Origin of the sequence: Steroidobacter flavus, assembly GCF_042651805.1 — a bacterium.
GTDB lineage: Bacteria > Pseudomonadota > Gammaproteobacteria > Steroidobacterales > Steroidobacteraceae > Steroidobacter > Steroidobacter flavus.
Genome location: NZ_JBHSDU010000003.1, coordinates 1109810 through 1124623 on the forward strand (window position 1 = coordinate 1109810; position 14814 = coordinate 1124623).

Annotated in this window: 13 protein-coding genes; 4 read left to right on the top strand and 9 right to left on the bottom strand. The window is 62.2% G+C overall.

Features of this window, described 5'->3' with window-relative positions:
• Positions 1-13: 13 nt before the first annotated feature.
• The 8 genes from ACFPN2_RS10420 to groES form a co-directional block, all read right to left on the bottom strand.
• Complete coding sequence (locus ACFPN2_RS10420; RefSeq protein WP_380596542.1) at positions 14-2026, bottom strand: amidohydrolase family protein; 2013 nt, start codon at positions 2024-2026, stop codon at positions 14-16.
• 73 nt (positions 2027-2099) lie between these two features.
• On the bottom strand, positions 2100-2669 hold the full coding sequence (locus ACFPN2_RS10425; protein WP_380596543.1) for a hypothetical protein: 570 nt from the start codon (positions 2667-2669) through the stop codon (positions 2100-2102).
• 20 nt (positions 2670-2689) lie between these two features.
• A complete protein-coding gene (locus tag ACFPN2_RS10430) occupies positions 2690-3265 on the bottom strand; it encodes an RNA polymerase sigma factor (RefSeq protein ID WP_380596544.1) in 576 nt (191 codons plus the stop codon).
• Between the two features lie 5 nt (positions 3266-3270).
• Positions 3271-3876: a TetR/AcrR family transcriptional regulator gene (locus tag ACFPN2_RS10435; RefSeq protein WP_380596545.1), complete on the bottom strand. Its 606-nt coding sequence runs from the start codon at positions 3874-3876 to the stop codon at positions 3271-3273.
• A 65-nt stretch (positions 3877-3941) separates the two neighbouring features.
• Positions 3942-5924, bottom strand: coding sequence for an amidohydrolase family protein (locus ACFPN2_RS10440; protein WP_380596546.1), 1983 nt, complete (start codon positions 5922-5924; stop codon positions 3942-3944).
• A gap of 82 nt (positions 5925-6006) precedes the next feature.
• The gene (locus ACFPN2_RS10445; RefSeq protein WP_380596547.1) at positions 6007-8199 is read right to left on the bottom strand and encodes a TonB-dependent receptor; all 2193 of its coding nucleotides are present in this window, start codon (positions 8197-8199) and stop codon (positions 6007-6009) included.
• Between the two features lie 276 nt (positions 8200-8475).
• Positions 8476-10122 (bottom strand): chaperonin GroEL, encoded by a 1647-nt coding sequence (groL, locus tag ACFPN2_RS10450; protein ID WP_380596548.1) that lies wholly within the window; start codon positions 10120-10122, stop codon positions 8476-8478.
• Between the two features lie 81 nt (positions 10123-10203).
• Positions 10204-10494 (bottom strand): co-chaperone GroES, encoded by a 291-nt coding sequence (gene groES / locus ACFPN2_RS10455; protein WP_116808371.1) that lies wholly within the window; start codon positions 10492-10494, stop codon positions 10204-10206.
• Positions 10495-10738: 244 nt separating this feature from the next.
• On the opposite strand from groES, the gene cutA reads away from it, so the two are divergent.
• The 3 genes from cutA to ACFPN2_RS10470 are packed head-to-tail and all read left to right on the top strand — an operon-like array spanning position 10739 to position 14072.
• The gene (gene cutA, locus ACFPN2_RS10460; RefSeq protein ID WP_380596549.1) at positions 10739-11077 is read left to right on the top strand and encodes a divalent-cation tolerance protein CutA; all 339 of its coding nucleotides are present in this window, start codon (positions 10739-10741) and stop codon (positions 11075-11077) included.
• A 1-nt stretch (position 11078) separates the two neighbouring features.
• Positions 11079-13373, top strand: coding sequence for a protein-disulfide reductase DsbD (locus tag ACFPN2_RS10465; protein ID WP_380596550.1), 2295 nt, complete (start codon positions 11079-11081; stop codon positions 13371-13373).
• Positions 13374-13397: 24 nt separating this feature from the next.
• Complete coding sequence (locus ACFPN2_RS10470; RefSeq protein ID WP_380596551.1) at positions 13398-14072, top strand: TlpA family protein disulfide reductase; 675 nt, start codon at positions 13398-13400, stop codon at positions 14070-14072.
• On the opposite strand, the gene ACFPN2_RS10475 is transcribed toward ACFPN2_RS10470, so the two are convergent.
• On the bottom strand, positions 14062-14325 hold the full coding sequence (locus tag ACFPN2_RS10475; protein ID WP_380596552.1) for a hypothetical protein: 264 nt from the start codon (positions 14323-14325) through the stop codon (positions 14062-14064). The genes ACFPN2_RS10470 and ACFPN2_RS10475 overlap by 11 nt on opposite strands.
• Between ACFPN2_RS10475 and aroQ the strand changes: the two genes are divergently transcribed.
• Complete coding sequence (gene aroQ, locus ACFPN2_RS10480; RefSeq protein ID WP_380596553.1) at positions 14324-14773, top strand: type II 3-dehydroquinate dehydratase; 450 nt, start codon at positions 14324-14326, stop codon at positions 14771-14773. The two genes, ACFPN2_RS10475 and aroQ, sit on opposite strands and share 2 nt — an antisense overlap.
• Positions 14774-14814 lie beyond the last annotated feature (41 nt).

The following is a 14814-nucleotide window of genomic DNA, read 5'->3' on the forward strand; positions in this document are numbered from 1 at the left end:
CCTTCGTTCGAAGTCAGCGCGGGCGCACTCCAGCCGCCTGCCACATCTCCTCGGAACGGAACTGCACGCCGTTCTTCATCACCAAGGTCGCTTTGCGCACGTCGCCGATCTGAACCGTGGGATCGCCGTCGACCAACACCAGATCCGCGAGCTTGCCGGCTTCGATGGAGCCGAGACGCTTGCCCTCGCCGGCAACGTTTGCCGCGCCCAATGTCGCCAGATACAACGCCTGCGACGGCGTCAGGCCCGCTTCAACATAGATTTCCAGCTCGCGAGGCAGTGCCACACCCGCCATGCCATCGGTGCCGGCCACCATCGGAATGTTGGCCTCGTACATCTTCTTGAAAAACTGGCGCAACTTCACGAACGACTCGCGCTGATGCTCACGCGCGTCGGCATCCTTGGCGGTGCCGCTTGCGATGGAAGCGCGAGCGATCAAAGGCGGAAGACGATTGAACATCGCGGCGATGCTTGACGGCGGGTGACCAGGCTCGCCGAGCACTGTGTCCTCGATCACCGTCAACGTCGGATCGAGCGATGTATGCCGCTGTTGTAACAGCGCGATGAAGTCCGCGACCGGCTTCGAATTCAGATCGAGCTCACGCCCGTGCTCGGCAACGGCTAGGAACCGGGTCATACCGTTGGTCTTGTTGTTGATCTCCGGTCCCATGAAATTCAGCATCCAGAAGTTCGCATGCTGAACTTCGTCGTAGCCCGCGCGGACTGCCTGCTCCATGTTCATGCCCGCCGGAATGTGTCCGCTGACGCGCATGCCTTTCGCGTGCGCCGCCTCGACGATCACGGGCACCAGCTCCGGCTTCAACGAGCTGTACAGTTTCACTTGCGGATAACCGTTGCTCGCGAGCTTCTCCACCACGGCACGCGCTTCTTCAGGCGTATCGACGAGCAGCTTGGTCGGACCCGCCAGTGGGCCTTTGCCATCGACCATGCCCGCAAGAAAGATGCGCGGACCGGGCAGCTTGCCACTGTCGAACGCTTTTCGGCGCGCCAGGATCGAATCCATATCGTTCGCCAGATCGCGAACGCTGGTGATGCCCGCGGCGAGATACATCAAGCCATCGCTGTTCGCGGAAACGTGCACGTGCATATCGAACAAACCGGGCAGCAGCGTCTTGCCACGACCGTCGACGACTTGCGCGCCCGCAGGTATTGCCACCGAAGCATTGGCACCGACCGCTTCGATGCGATCGCCACGCACGACGACCGTTTGCGACCGACGCGCCTGCCGCGCGTTCGCGTCGTAGATAGAAACGTTTTGGAAAACGACCGCTCCGCTCGCGCGGCGCGCCAGCTTTTGCGCCTGAGCGATCTCTCTTTTTTCGAGCGCTTCGTCCTGCGCCCGTAACAGCTCGGGCACGGCCGCTTCGGCTCCTTTGCGGACGCCCGACAGCCAGACATTGCCCTCGAACATCAACTCACGCGAATCGTCCAGCCAGATGGGACTGGGGCTGAAGCCAACGCCTTCGATGAGATAAAGCGTGGCCTTGCGCTTGCCCGCGGCGGTGTCGATATCGCGAGTGAGCACCTTCTCGATGCTGGCGCGACCACTCGGCAGCAGTGGCAACGCTCGATCCTTGCTCGACAACAGCGCTCGCGCCAGCACGGTGGACACATCGGATGTCATTTCGTGCTGCATGTAGAAGCCGGGCGTCGGCGTGCTGCCTCGATCCGCCGAGCTGGTCCAGACGGCGAGCTCGCCTTGCCGGCGAAACTGCTCGTCCACCGGGACCTTCAAATAGCTCACGCCCTTCACGCTGAGCTCGAGCGGCAAGCCGTTGGCATCGGTGCGCACGACTGACGTGACATCCGGCCCGCGGCCGCGATCCACGAAGCTGAAATTGACGCGTCGGGTCTGGCCTTCGTTGACGACCGTCATCTGGCCGCGTGCCGTGCCGGCCACCAGAATGGCGTACTCACCGTCGGCATGAGCGGGCACCTGGCCCAAGAGTAATCCGCCGCACAGGCCTGCCAGCCAGCGCGCACGCAATCCGATTCGAGCAAGCAAAGGACTCTCCCCTATCAGTTGCAGCGGAAAGCTGCATCGACAGGCAGTCCTCCAGAGCGCCGAACTCTTTCCCCTAGGCAGCCCCGGCAGCGTCCAATCGGTTGCGAATTTGCTGGAGGCTGTCGAGATAGCGCCGATCCCGGCGCAACGCGAACGCGTGATAGACCAGGATCGGAATGAGCAGCGCGGACACGAGGGCGACTTTCCGCCAATCCAGGCCCGCCTTGGCGTAGGCAACGATGGCACAGAACGCGACCGCCAACGCCGCCAGGATGTAGGACGAGCTGGCCAGGCGAATGCCGGCGCGGGTTTGTCGAATGGAAATATCCAGCGCCTGGTGGACGGTCTCGGTGCGAATCTGGCCGGTGTTCGCTCTCGTCCACAAGCTCAGCACGAAGCCCGCGCCGGCGTAAGCGATGGTGGCAATTCCGATGAGGCGGGCCGCCCATTCGGGCTGTATCAACAGCCACACGCCGAACGACAGCGCGGTGGCCGCGGTGACCAGATCGAACGCGAATATCAGCTTGCCGTTGCGTGCCCGGCGCGCAATGGTGGCTCGCACGACTTCGACGTCGGACTGCTGTGAATCGGCTCGCCACAGCTCCGCAAGATCCGCCCAGCCCGGATCAGTCTGGTTATGCATCCTGCGAAGCCTACAGCAGATCAGTCCTGTGCGGTAAATGCGCTGCGAAGCATCGCCTTGGCGCGAGTCAGACGAATGGAAATGACGTTCGGCGAGAGGTTCAGAACATTGGCGATTTCGCGGGGCGTGAATCCTTCCAGCGTCAGCACCACCAGCTCACGCATGCCGAGCGGCAATTGGCGGACCTGCTCCATCAAGAGCGCCTGGCGATGTGTGATGTCGGCATGCTCGAGCGGCGACGGTTGTGGCGAGGGCTCGAGCTCCGTCAGCTCCGTCGTACGCGGCCGGGACGCTTCACGAGCGACATGACTGACGCCGCGATTGTGAGCGATGCGCGCCAGGAACGTTCGTAACAGCGAGTCGTTGCGGAACGAAGGCAGTGCGCGCCAGATCGCGAGCAGGATGTCCTGATGCAACTCGTTACGTCGCTCGGGATCGGCTTCGTAGCTGGCGGCGATCCGGCGCAAGAGCGGCCCGTGATCGCGCACGATTTGTTCGAACGGCACTTCGGCCGCTCGCTGCCCGGTGGCGAGCGCAGTTGTTTGCCGGAGTGCTCCGACCTCACCCAACATCGACACATCCGACCAATCCGACATCGCAGTTACTCCGGCGACAACCGCCGGGCGCCCCGTCGCCGCAAATCCTTGAGCAGCACATCGATCGCCCACCCGACGGCCTCCGCGGCCGCCTCCCCATCGAGACCCCACTCTTCACGCATCTGCAGCCACGTATAACCGCTGTGGAGCACCTGAATCGCGGCCGCGGCCTTGCGTCGCTCCGACTCGGGCAATGACTTCGCCGCCTCCCGAGTCGCTGCGAGATAACCTTTGACGCGCTCCGGCCGCATGAGCTTGCGCAGACGCCGCCCCTCATCGGTCAACAGCACCGCAATGGTTTGCGGAGCGAGCGAGTCGAAGCCGGTGAAATACGGTCGGATCAATTCCGTTAAGTCCGCTTCGCTTTGTGGCATGCGAGCAAAGCCGCCTTGACCGCTCACGCGCGCCCACATCGCGCGTAACAGGTCGTCCCGCGACGGAAAGTATCGGTACACCGTGCGCTCGCCGATCTCGCTCAACTCGGCGATTTCAGCGTAGGTGCCCGTGCGACCTTGCTGAAGCGCCTCGCCGAACGCATCGAGGATGACCTCGCGCAGCTCGGCTTTGCGACGCTCGCGCAGAGGGGGCTTGACGGGTCGGGTGGGTGACATGGCAGTGTTTTGCCATTCTGACAGTATCACTGTCAAATTTTCGCCAAGGAGAGGGACTGTCTCGATTATTTCGGAGTCGGCCCGACTCCGACGTAGGCGAACACTTCATCCGGTTGAAACAGCACGCCATCTTTCATAACGACATCGGTCGCGCGCAGCACGCCAATGTCACGCTCCGGATCGCCACGAACCAACACCAGGTCCGCCAGCTTGCCGGCTTCGATCGAGCCCACCTGGTGACTCGTGCCAGCCACACGAGCCGCCCCCAGGGTCGCCATGTACAACACATCGAGCGCGCTGACGCCTGCATCGACGCGCGTCTGCATCTCGTGCGGCAGGGCCAGGCCGATGATGAAGTCGGTGCCCACCACCATTTCGATGCCGGCATCGTTGAAGCGCTTGAACAGCGTCTTGAGCGCGGCCATCGAAACTTTGGCCTGCGCCATGCGCTCGGGCTGCAGCGACGAGGGAAATCTCATCGTGCGCGCAAACACCAGCGGCAAGCGATCCGCCACGCCTTGCAGGCTCGGCGTCACTTTCGACGCGTCGGAGAGCAGGAAGTCCTGATAGATCGCGAGCGTCGGATCGAGCACGGTACGATGTGACTTCATCAGCGCGATCAAACGTTCGAGATCCGGCGAACCTGGCTCGAGCAATCCCGGCGGCACTGGCGGCAGACCGATGCCATTCTTCGGCGGCGCCGTCGGGCCGGCGAAGTTGCTCAGCCAATAGCTGGAATGCTGAATCTCGTCGTAGCCGAGCTCGATGGCCTGTTCCATCGTGAGGCCGGTCGGTATGTGCCCGCTCACTCGCAAACCTCGCGCACGCGCGGCAGCGATCAGCGGCGGAATGAGCTCCGGCTTGAAGGAGCTGTAGATCTTCACCTGTCGATATCCCGCGCCGGCGATTCTCTCGATCGCGGCATTGGCTTCTTCGGGCGTATCGACAAACAACTTGGTGGGACCGGCGAACTGCCCGCGACTATCGACCATGCCGGCGGGCACGATGCGCGGCCCGACCAGCTTGCCCTCGTCGTAAAGTTTCTTGCGCGCCATCAGCGTGTCGATGTCGTTCGCAAGGTCGCGAATGCTGGTCACACCAGAAGCGATGGCGAGCGGACCGTCCGTCGCGAGCGCTGTGTGGGTGTGCATATCAAACAAACCGGGCAACAGCGTTTTACCGGCGCCATCGATGACCTGCGTATCGGCCGGAGCGGTGACTTCAGCGGCGGGCCCAACGCGCTCGATGACCGAGCCTCGCACTAGCACGCTCATCGATGGCAGCATGCGCTTCGTAGTCGCGTCGTACATGCGCACGTCGCGGAAGAGCACCGGACCTGAAGGAACCTTACGCAGCTTCTGTGCAGCGGCCATATGCCGAGCCTGCACAGCGTCTTCCTGAATTTTCAGCATCGCATCGACCGACGGCCGCAACGCAGGCCTGACCGCGCCGATCCACACCTGTCCCTGAAATGCGAGCCCGCCTTTGTCATCCAGCCAGATCGGCAATGGACCGAAATCGAGACCGGTGATGAAGTACAACGTCAGCTCGCCCTTCGCGCCTTCGATGCGATGACGCCCGACCGTTTCGATGCGAGCATGACCCGCGGGCAACAATGCCAGCGAGCGATCCGGTGCCGCCAGCAGCGCTTTCGCCAGTGCCGTAGTGACAGTCGGATCCGCCTCTTGAGGATAGTAGAAGCCAGTGCAATTGGCTGTTCCCGAATCGACGGCGCTGGTCCAGCGAGCATTGCCGCCGTTGCAGTCGAATGTTTCTTTGACCGGAGTCCGCAGCAGACTGGTGCCGGTCACGCTCAGCTTCTTGGGCCAGCCACGCGAATCGTAAGTCACAGACGATGTCAGTGTCGGACCGCGACCGCGATCAGAGAATTGGTAATGACTTTCCTGCGCGCCGCCGCGGGCACTGACGGTTAACTCTCCGCGCGTCGTTCCTGAGAGGACGACCTCATATTTGTCCGCAGCGCTGGCCGTCCCGATCCAAGCTACAGCGACCGATGCAAGCAACAACCTTCGACCAGGCTTCAACATGATTCTCTCTACAATTCCGAGCGCCAAACGGCGCGTTCATGCCTCGAACGGCCGCCCGGCGGTGCCGGGCGAGCCCATGCGGTCAGAACCGCACGTCCACGCTGACGCCCAGCGTGCGCGGCTCGTTGATCGGCGTGACGTAGTACAAAACAGCGGTGCCGCGTCGCTGAGCCATCGGCGACAGGAAGGCGCGCTCGTCAGTGAGATTCTTTGCGAACAATTGCACCGACCATCGCTGATTGGTCAGAGCAACCGTGGCGTCGACGATTCCATAGGCCTCCGCTTCCTGCGCAGTGGCGTTGTGCTCGAGCGTGGAGAAGCGGCTGCCGCTGTAGCGATAGCCGCCATTGAGCTGCATCTCCCAATCGGAGAAGACATCGAATCGGTAATCAGCCATCAGCGCCCCACTCCACTTGGGAATGTACGAGATGCGATCACCATTGAGCCCGCCGAGCGCGGCAGCGCCGCTGAGGATCGTCGCGTCCGTGTAAGCACCGCTCAGGCCGAACGTCAGCCCTGACGTCGGGCGCACCGTAGTTTCTAATTCAACGCCCTTGCTGCGCGCCTTGCCGCCGTTAGTGAGGTACGCAATGTTTTGCGGGCTGACCACATTCGACTGAATGTCATCCCAATCGATATAGAACACCGTGGCATTGAGCAGCGCCTTGCGATTGAACAGCTCGGACTTGAAGCCCAGTTCGTAATTCGTCGTCGAATCGGAATCGACGGTGGGCGGCACGCCGGGCAGCGCCACGTTCGGACCACCGGGTCGATAACCGGTGACGTAACGGGCGTAGATCATCGCGTCTTCGGACAGATGCAAACGCGCGTTCGCCATGTAGGTGACGACGCTTTCGCTGGAATCGCTGCCGGTGCTGTCGTCGTTGCCGAACGCCGGGCCGCGGGTGAACTGATCGAATCCCTGCTCGTTGCGCGCCCAGCGCAGGCCGGCGCTCACATCGAAACGATCGGTGAAGTGATAAGTCGCGTTGCCGAAGACTGCTTTTTCTTCGTAGGTGGATGACAACACGGCGATGCCGAGCGGCGCCAGGGCTGGAATGATCGCGTAGTTGGAATCGCGCGCTTCGAGCCTCTGATCGTAGAGCGACTTCTCACGCGCGTAGAACGAGCCAAGCATCCATTCAAACCCGCCGTCCGCGCTCGAGCTCAAACGCAGCTCGTGCGTTTGTTTCTTCACATTGTTCCGATACGGAAACGGCACGACACCCGTCGTGGTCGGCGCACATCCGCCACTCATCGCACAAAGCACCGGAATCAGCGGCCCGAAACTGACGGTGAGATCGCCCACATCCTGCGACCCGTTCTCGGAATAGCTCGCAGCGTAAGTCAGATCTGCCCAGGGCAACGACCAGTTGACGGTGGCGGCGTAGTGATCCAGCTCCTGATCGAACGGCGTCAGCACGTACCGCTGTTGAGGCAAGCCGCCGCCCAGCGGCTTCAATGTTTGCGGATCGAGCGCGACATGATTGGTGGTATCGACTTCGTTCTGTTGTTTCAGCGCCGTGAGTTTCACGCTCAGATCGGACGTCGCCTGCCACAACAACGCAACCCGGTAGTTTTCCTGGCGGCCGTCGTTCACGTCGCTGAGACCGAGGATGCGGTTGTCGACATAGCCGGGGCTCTCGCGCACGAGGAAGCTGCCACGAACCGCGAGCTTGCCTTCGATCAAGGGAGTGCTCAGCGCGCCACGCACGCCCCAGCCTTCCTGAGATGCCTTGCTCGTGGTGAAAAGCTCGCTACCGACGCGCATTTCGGTGCGTTCGAGATCGGGCTGCGTCGTCACATATTTCAGCAAGCCGCCCAACGCATTGGCTCCATAGAGCGTGCCTTGCGGACCGCGCAGGACTTCGATGCGCTCAACATCGTATGGCGTTAAATCGACAACGACGGTCGATCCCGCCGCCAATGCGCTGCTCGAACCGACGGGCGTGTCATCGATGTATGTGCCGACGGCGGCCGCTTCGCCGAGGGGAGCAAGGCCGCGTAGCGCGATGTACCCATGCCCTTGTCCGCCGCGACTCGCAAACACGAGACCGGGCACATAGCCCGCGTAGTCGGCAAGTTGCGTGGCGCGTATCGATTCGAGCTGCTCGGTGCTCACCGCACTCAATGAGGCAGGCACATCCTGTAATCGCTGTATCCGCTTCTCGGCGGTGACGATGACTTCTTCGAGTTGCGAAACAGGCTCGCTCGTTTGTGCCCAGACATGCGCCGATGCGGTTGCTGCCAGAACAGCACAGATTGTCGACTTCATAGGCTCCCCTGTGGGCCTGTGTTACAGGCCGCGGCTTTATCGTTCGGGGAGCTAGTCCAGAGCGCGCGAAATTTCTTTCAGCTTGCCGCCCGGAATCGGACCTCGCCGTTGTTCAGGAAACACGACGTTCTCGCGCGCCAGGAGCCTGGCTTTGCGCTTCAAGTGATAAGGCGCGGGCAACGCGGCGAATGATAGTCCGCGGTCCCCAAAAGAAAAGCCCCGCCGAAGCGGGGCTTTCCAGGGATCGAATCGATCCAGTCGAAAGACTGGGGTCGATTACATATCCATACCGCCCATGCCACCCATGCCGCCGCCCGGGGCGCCATGAGCGTGGTCGGCTTCGTCCTTCGGAGCTTCGGCGATCATGACTTCGGTCGTCAGCAGCAGGCCGGCCACCGAAGCGGCGTTCTGCAGGGCCAGACGGGTCACCTTGGTCGGATCCAGGATGCCGAGCTCGAGCATGTCGCCGTAATCGCCGGAAGCGGCGTTGTAGCCGAACGTGCCCTTGCCTTCCTTCACCTTCGCCAGCACCACAGCGGCGTCTTCACCCGCGTTGGTGACGATCTGACGCAGCGGCTCTTCGATCGAGCGCGACAGGATGCGGATACCGAAGGCCTGATCTTCGTTCTTGCCTTCCAGCTTCTCGACAGCCTTCTGCGCACGGATCAGCGCCACGCCGCCGCCAGGAACCACGCCTTCTTCAACGGCGGCGCGGGTGGCATGCAGCGCGTCTTCGACGCGAGCCTTCTTTTCCTTCATCTCGATCTCGGTGGCAGCGCCGACCTTGATCACGGCCACGCCGCCCGACAGCTTGGCAACGCGCTCCTGCAACTTCTCCTTGTCGTAGTCCGAAGTGGCTTCTTCGATCTGACGACGGATCTGCTCGACGCGAGCCTTGATCTCGGAGTTCTTGCCCTTGCCGTCGATGACGGTGCTGTTTTCCTTCTCGACCACGATCTTCTTGGCTTCGCCGAGGTCGTTCAGGGTCGCCTTCTCGAGCGACAGACCGACTTCTTCGGAGATCACGGTGCCACCGGTCAGCACGGCGATATCCTGGAGCATGGCTTTACGGCGGTCGCCGAAGCCCGGGGCCTTCACGGCGGCGACCTTGACGATGCCGCGGATGGTGTTGACGACCAGGGTCGCCAGCGCTTCGCCTTCGACATCTTCAGCGACGATCAGCAGCGGGCGACCGGCCTTCGCGATGCCTTCCAGCAGCGGCAGCATTTCGCGCACGTTGGAGATCTTCTTTTCGTACAGCAGCACGTACGGGTTGTCCAACTCGGCCGTCTGGTTCTGCTGGTTGTTGATGAAGTACGGCGACAGGTAGCCGCGGTCGAACTGCATGCCTTCGACGACATCCAGCTCGTTCTGCAGGCCCGAGCCTTCTTCGACGGTGATCACGCCTTCCTTACCGACCTTCTCCATCGCGTCGGCAATGGTCTTGCCGATCGACTCGTCGGAGTTCGCGGAGATCGTGCCGACCTGCGCGATGGCCTTCTGATCTTTGCAGGGCTTGGAGAGCTTCTTCAGCTCTTCGACAGCAGCGGCGACGCCGGCGTCGATACCGCGCTTCAGATCCATCGGGTTGGCGCCGGCGGCGACGGCCTTCAGGCCTTCGCGCACGATCGCCTGGGCGAGCACGGTGGCGGTGGTGGTGCCGTCGCCAGCCTCGTCAGAGGTGTTGGAAGCGACTTCCTTCACCATCTGCGCGCCCATGTTCTCGAACTTGTCCTTGAGCTCGATTTCCTTCGCGACCGACACGCCGTCCTTGGTGACGGTGGGGGCGCCGAAGCTCTTCTCGAGCACCGCGTTGCGGCCCTTGGGACCGAGCGTGGCTTTGACCGCGTTCGCCAGGATGTTCACGCCTTTCAGCATGCGGGCGCGAGCGTCGTCGCTGAAACGTACTTCTTTAGCTGCCATGTGAGTAAACCTCTAGAATTTTCTTGGTCGTGGGGCCGGCTCCGCCGGCCCCACGACAACAAATTTGCTTGCAGGGATCGATTACTTTTCGATCACGGCCATGACGTCTTCCTCGCGCATCACGAGGAGCTCTTCGCCGTCGACCTTCACTTCGGTGCCGCTGTACTTGCCGAACAGGATGTTGTCGCCGACCTTGACGTCCAGCGCACGGACTTCACCGTTCTCCAGGATCTTGCCCTTGCCGACGGCAACGACCTTGCCCTTGATCGGCTTCTCGGTCGCCGAGTCCGGAATCACGATACCGCCGGGGGAGGTGCGCTCCTCTTCCAGGCGCTTGATGATCACGCGATCGTGCAGGGGGCGAATCTTCAGTTTCTCGGCCATAGCTCAAACCTCGGCAAAGCTAGTTTGCGATTGGATTTGGGAGTCTTGGAGGGTGGGGCGGAGCCGCGATCGATCGTTAGCACTCACCCCATGCGGGTGCTAATAATAGGCAGCGAAGGGGATATTTCAAGCCCAATTTGGCGTTCCCGATGACCCCCATGTCACCGCCCCGACACTGACATCGGACCCCGCTCCAGCTATGCTGCCGAGCGCCGTCAGCGAGTGTAACCCCATGACCGAGCAAGTGATTGTTGGCCTTTCCACCTGCCCGGACGAGGCCACCGGCAAGCGTATCGCCGAGGCGCTGGTGAGCGAGCGATTGGCAACCTGCGTGAATCGGGTGGCAGGCTGCGCCTCGACATACTTCTGGGACGGGCGTCTCCAGGACGACGCGGAGATTCTGTTAATCATTAAGACCACGGCGGCGCGACTGGCCGAGCTGGCAGCGCGGCTGAACGTTTTGCACCCTTACGAACTGCCGGAGCTGATCGTCCTGCCCGTCACGGGCGGGAACGAACGCTACCTGCAATGGGTCCGAAGCGGCGTGGGCGAGCAGACTGAAGGCGGATAACTTGAACATCGACAGGCATCGATCGGGACTGATGGGTCGGCTCGTGCTGGCGGCACTGGCCTGGCTCGCGCTCGCGCCCCCTGCGCTGGCCAAGGACGACTTCCTGGCGCCCGCCCAGGCCTATCGCTACACGATCGACGCCGACGGCGATCGCGTCGTGATCCACTGGAAGATCGAGAAGGGCTACTACCTCTATAAGAAGAAAATGGGCGTGGCCTCGACCATGGCGACCGTGCAGCTCGCCGAGCCGCAGTGGCCCAAAGGCGAAGATCACACCGACGATTACTTCGGCACGCAGGAAATCTATCGCGGCAATGTCGATGTCCCGGTCGCATTCTCGGTGCAAGGCGCCGAGCGACCCAAGAAGCTCGCACTCGAATTGAAACTGCAAGGCTGCGCGGATGCCGGCCTGTGTTATCCGCCGCAACGCTGGAAGACCGAAATCGATCTGCCCGCGGCCGCCGCTCCGAAGACTGGCGGCAGCTTGAGCTCGCTGTTCAAATCGAAATCCGGCGTGCCCGGCGGCAACAAACAAGAGGACTTCCTGCAGCCCGACGACGCGTTCCGCTTCGGCGCCGGCATGGAGAAGCCGGACTCGGTGGCGCTGACCTGGATCATCGCCGAGAACTACTACCTATATAAGGATCGCATCCACGTCGAGACCGACACGCCGGGAGTGACACTCGGCAAGTTGCAATTGCCCAAGGGCGATCCGAAACATGACGAGTACTTCGGCGATACCGAGGTCTATCACGAAGTCCTCGAAGCCTCGCTGCCGATTGCGCGGCCGGCAGGCTCCGGCGGCACGCTGAATCTGAAGGTGACGTATCAGGGCTGTGCCAACGAAGGGATTTGTTACAACCCGATCGCCAAGAATGTTTCTTTGGAATTGCCGCCGTCGGATAAGGCCACGAGCTTGCCGACGGACGCGCAGTCCGAAGGTTCTGTAACGAGCGCCGCAGGCCCGACTTCATCGTCGAAGGCGCCAGTCGCCGAACAGGACAAGCTCGCCTCGCTGATTCGCGACGGCAATTTGCTGGCCGTGCTCGCCACGTTCTTCGGCCTCGGCGTGTTGTTGTCGTTCACGCCCTGTGTGCTGCCGATGATTCCAATTCTGTCCGGCATCATCGTGGGCCAAGGCGGCACGGTGACTCCCGCTCGCGGCTTCTCGCTTGCGTTCACCTATGTGCAAGGCATGGCACTGACTTATGCCGCGGCTGGAGCGGCGTTCGTGCTCGCATTCAAACAAGCGCCGCAAGCATTCTTTCAGCAGCCGTGGATCATCACGTTGATGACATTGCTATTCGTCGTGCTGGCGTTCGCCATGTTCGGCGCATTCACGCTGCAATTGCCGAGCTCGCTGCAGACCAAGCTGACCAGCGTCAGCAATGAGCAGAAGTCAGGCACCTACGTCGGCACGTTCATCATGGGCGCGTTGTCGGCACTCGTCGTCACAGCGTGCGTGGCTCCGGCCATCATCGCGGCGCTCTCCGTGATCAGCCAGACGGGCCAGATCGCACGCGGCGCCGGCGCGTTGTATGCGACCGGGTTGGGCATGGGCGTCCCGCTGTTGATCGTCGGCGCATCCGCCGGCTCGTTGCTGCCGAAAGTGGGACCGTGGATGGATACAGTGAAGTCGCTGTTCGGCGTGCTGTTCCTCGCGGTCGCGGTTTATCTGGTCTCGCCGTTGCTGCCCGCGAGCGTAGTGATGCTGTTGTGGTCGCTGCTTGCGGTGCTGTCCGGCTTCTGGGTGTTCTCGCTCAAAGCTCGCGATGGAGGCCCGGCCGCCGCACCGCTGCGAGCGTTGGGCTTGATCGCGGTCGTCTACGGCATTCTGTTGTTGATCGGCGCGGCCTCGGGCGGCAAGGATCCACTGCAACCGCTGGATCGCCTGGCTGCGGGCGGCGGCGCGAGCGCGCAGGAACACGTGCTTGCCTTCCAACGAATCAAGACCGTCAGCGATCTGGAAAACGCCGTGGCCGCCGCGACAGCCGCGGGTAAGCCGGTGATGCTGGATTTTTTCGCGGACTGGTGTGTGTCGTGTAAAGAGATGGAGAAGTACACGTTCCCCGATCCGGGCGTGCAGTCGGCACTCGCCAACGCGGTGTTACTGCAGGCTGATGTGACCGCCAACGACGATGCGGACAAGGCCTTGATGAACCGCTTCGAGATCTTCGGTCCGCCGACCATCGCGTTCTATGGCGCCGACGGAGTCGAACGCAAAGACTTCCGGCTGGTAGGATTCGTGCCCGCCGAACGCTTTCGCGAGCACGTGAAAGCCGCGTTCGGCAGCTGAGTTTCCTTATTCGAGACTGCTGATATGAAACCCATCGGTTACGTTGTGGTCGCCGTCATCGCGGCGGCTGCCGGCTTCGGCATTTATCAATTCGCGCTCGCGCCTCGCATGAACGCCGAGGTCCCGCAGGTTGCGAACGAGGCGAACACCACGCCGACCGAGGCAACCGCCGAAGCGGACAGCAGCGCCGACGGGCTCCCCGAAACCCTCCCCGACTTCACGCTCGCCAATCTCGAAGGCCAGCCGCAGTCCATCCGCAGCTGGCAGGGCAAGTCGATGATCGTGAATTTCTGGGCGACCTGGTGCGCGCCCTGCCGTCGCGAGATTCCGCTGCTGAAGAAAATCCAGGCCGAGCATGGGGCGGAAGGTTTTCAAATCGTCGGCGTCGCCGTGGACTTCCGCGACGACGTGTTGAAGTACGCCAAAGAAATGAGCATCGACTATCCGCTGCTGATCGGCGAAGAGGATGGCCTGAACGCGGTGACCAAATTCGGCCGCGGCTCGCTGGGATTTCCCTTCACGGTATTCACCGACAACCAGCAGCGCCTGGTGCTGTTCCACCTCGGCGAGATCCATCCGGAGCAGGCGAAGATCATGCTGGCCGCCGTTCGGAGGGTGAATGCCGGCGAACTGACCCCCGCGGCCGCCCGCATCGTTGCAGCCAAGCAACTCCAGGAATTGCCGCCGGCTAAAGAGTAAAGCTGGCCGACACCGCTGAATCGGCTATGATGCCCGCCCGGTTTTCCCCGGCTCGCACGCGCTTGGGCGCGTTTTTGACGATCTGAGCCGGGCTGGCGCGATCCACCCGCTGTTGCAGATTTGCCCACGAGAGGCGCCGGACTGGCGGCGATCGTGGCGCAATCTCGGCGTAGATCATCGCCAAATTGCTTCCAATCTGGGTAAACTCGCCGCCATCTTCGGTAAAGTGAACTTTTGGCGCGCCCTCCTGCATGGCTCATCTGCTACTTCTCAACGGTCCCAACCTCAACCTGCTTGGCACGCGCGAGCCGGGGACCTATGGGTCCGTGACTCTGGAGCAGATCGTCAACCGGGTGAGCCAGCTGGCGGCGGAATCCGGCCATCACTTGTCGGCTTTCCAGAGCAATGCCGAGGCGGAGCTGATCAGCCGCATTCACGAAGCTCCGGCGTCGCACGTCGCCTGCATCATCTTCAATCCCGCGGCGTTCACGCACACCAGCGTGGCGCTCCGGGATGCGTTACTGGGCGTGAAGATTCCTTTCATCGAAGTTCATCTGAGTAACGTGTATGCGCGGGAGTCTTTCCGCCATCACTCCTACTTCTCCGACATCGCCATCGGCACGATTACGGGACTGGGGGCTTTCGGGTATGAGCTGGCGCTGCGCGCGGCGGCCAACTACCTGACCCTCCCTCGTAAGTAGCGCTGGCATTTTTCGCACTCTTTCCGCGCTCCCGCAGGAAA